Origin of the sequence: Sphingomonas sp. 66-10 (assembly GCF_001897045.1) — a bacterium.
GTDB lineage: Bacteria > Pseudomonadota > Alphaproteobacteria > Sphingomonadales > Sphingomonadaceae > Sphingomonas > Sphingomonas lycopersici.
Window position 1 is genome coordinate 1 of record NZ_MKRR01000059.1, and the last position, 2,545, is coordinate 2,545.

A 2,545-nucleotide genomic window follows, 5' to 3' on the forward strand; every position below is an offset into this window, starting at 1 on the left:
CCCTCCATTTCTTCCATCACATTGATTTATTGACATAATTTCATCGTACTTGGTGAGCCTGAGCATCGAACGGCCGCGTCAGCGGCCCTACAGACACAAAGACGCACCGGCCGCGCGAGCGGACGGTTCTGTTTGAATGGAAGAGGGAGCGTGGGCGGGCCGACATGTCATCGCACCCGGAGCCGCCTTCGCAGGTCCGAAGGCGCAGGACCGGGCTCTTGGACACAACAGGCACGGGAGGGGCTTAGCGAAGCTTGGCAAAACGGGGCTGGCGCTTCTCTGACAAGCAGACAAACCTTGCCGGCCCCTTTTTGCCTAGCGTAGCTTTGCCCCGACGCAACTCGTTGTGTCCGAAACCGGTTCTGCAACGCGCGGATCCTGCGAGGGCGGCGAAGGGGGTGATGGCATGTCTGCTGGCTCCACGATCCCCATCGCGCGTCAGCGCGATTCCTTAGGCGAAGCCTGCATTGTGGTGGCAGTGCCTTTGACCCAACGGCGATTGGAGGAATGTCGCGCGACGATCAGGGTGAGAAAGCGCGACAATCAAGATGAGAATACGGTGTGTCGGGATCGGCGGAGGGCGTAGCCCGTAGCCGGTCCCGACACACCGGAGGCCCTCTTTGCGAGGTGCCTGTGATGGTCGTGGTGGCCGCTATGTGTTGGGTTTTCCGGGGAGGAGGACCTGACGTGTGGCTGGCCGACACATCAACGATCATCAGGTGAGACTTTTCATGACCAACAGACGTAATGACCCCGTCGCTCTGGCGGCGGCTAAGGCCGGGTTCAGCCCGGCAACGGGCTATCGCATTCTGCAGGATGGCCGGTTGCCAACACAGCGGCAAACCCCCCGCGGTCGGCGCCGACCCGATCCCTTGGCCGGTGTCTTCGATGAAGTGGTCGTGCCGATGCTCGAGGCTGCTCCCGGCCTCCGACCTATCGCCATTTTTGAAGAATTGCGGCGGCGATACCCCGAGACGACATTCGGCTCTAGGCGGACGCTGGAGAGGCGCATTCGCGATTGGCGCGCCATGAACGGGCAGGATCGTGAAGTCATTTTCCGGCAAGTGCACGAAGCGGGACGGCTCGGCCTGTCCGATTTTACATGCATGGACGATCTGGCGGTTTCGATCGCCGGACAACCACTGGATCATCTGCTCTATCACTTCCGGCTGCCTTGCGGCGGCTTCGAGCACGGGCATATCATCCTGGGCGGCGAGAGTTTCGTTGCCTTGGCTGAAGGGCTGCAGAACGCGCTCTGGTCAGCAGGCGGTGCGCCGAAGCTTCATCGTACCGACAGCCTCTCGGCCGCCTTCCGCAATCTCGACGCCGATGCCAGGATCGACCTGACCAGGCGCTATGACGCGCTCTGTGCCCATTATGGAATGGAGCCCACGAGGAACAACCGGGGCGTTGCTCACGAGAACGGCGCGATCGAGAGTGCCCATGGTCATATCAAGGCTGCCGTGAAGGATGCGCTGCTGCTGCGAGGTAGCGGCGACTTCGCTGACCTTGCCGACTATCGCCGCTTCATCGACGAGGTCGTAAATGCGCGCAACCGGCGGCACAGCCCCGGGATCGATGCCGAACGCAAGTTCCTGCAGTCGCTGCCGGACGTGCGCACCACCGATTACGAGGAGATCCTCGTGACGGTCACATCCTCGGGCGGCTTCACGCTGCGCAAGGTGTTCTACACGGTCCCATCCCGCCTAATCGGGCACCGTTTGCGGGTCCGCCTGTATGATGACCGCCTCGACGTCTTCATCGGGGGCACGAGGCTCATGACCCTGCCGCGCGGCCGCGCCGGCATGAACGGGAAGCACGGCCACGTCGTTGATTACCGCCACGTGATCCATTCCCTGCGCCGCAAGCCCATGGCGCTGCTGGGGCTGGTTTATCGCGACAGCCTGTTCCCGCGAGATGCCTATCGCCTGATGTTCGACCACCTGCTGGAAGTTCAGGGCGAGCGGGAAGCCTGCCGCACCACCGTCGAACTTCTGGCCATGGCCCACGAACGTGCCTGCGAGGCCGAACTCGCCGGGATCCTGACCGATGATCTGACCGCGCGCCGAACGCCGTGCCTGACAACCTTGCGGGCCCGGTTCTGTCCGGACCCCGCCGATCTGCCCGAAGTCGTGGTCGAACTGGTGCCGCTCTCGATCTACGACGGACTTATCGAACAGGGAGAAGCCGCATGAGTGCAGTTCCCATGATCGATGCACAGCGCCTCAGCCTCATGCTCAACGAACTGCGCCTGCCCACCATCAAGCACATCTGGGGGGACTTCGCCGCCCAAGCGGACAAGGAGGGGTGGCCCGCGAGCAGGTTCCTCGCCGCGCTCGCCGAGCACGAACTAGCCGAACGAGATCGCCGCCGGATCGAGCGTCACCTGGCAGAGGCTCATCTGCCTGCGGGCAAAACCCTGGACTGCTTCGCCTTCGATGCCGTGCCGATGATCTCCAAGGCCCAGGTCATGGCCATATGCGCCGGAGATGGCTGGCTCGAACAAGGGGCCAACCTCATCCTGTTCGGTCCGCCGGGCGGCGGC

General features: G+C 63.1%; 2 protein-coding genes. Both read left to right on the forward strand.

Annotation, left to right across the window (positions count from 1 at the left end; all coding sequences use genetic code 11):
• Positions 1-689 precede the first annotated feature (689 nt).
• On the forward strand, positions 690-2,195 hold the full coding sequence (gene istA, locus BGN95_RS06020) for an IS21 family transposase (protein ID WP_137903264.1): 1,506 nt from the start codon (positions 690-692) through the stop codon (positions 2,193-2,195).
• The coding region (locus tag BGN95_RS06025; protein ID WP_286771967.1) for an ATP-binding protein at positions 2,192-2,545 on the forward strand (354 nt) is incomplete at its 3' end. The genes istA and BGN95_RS06025, both read left to right, overlap by 4 nt.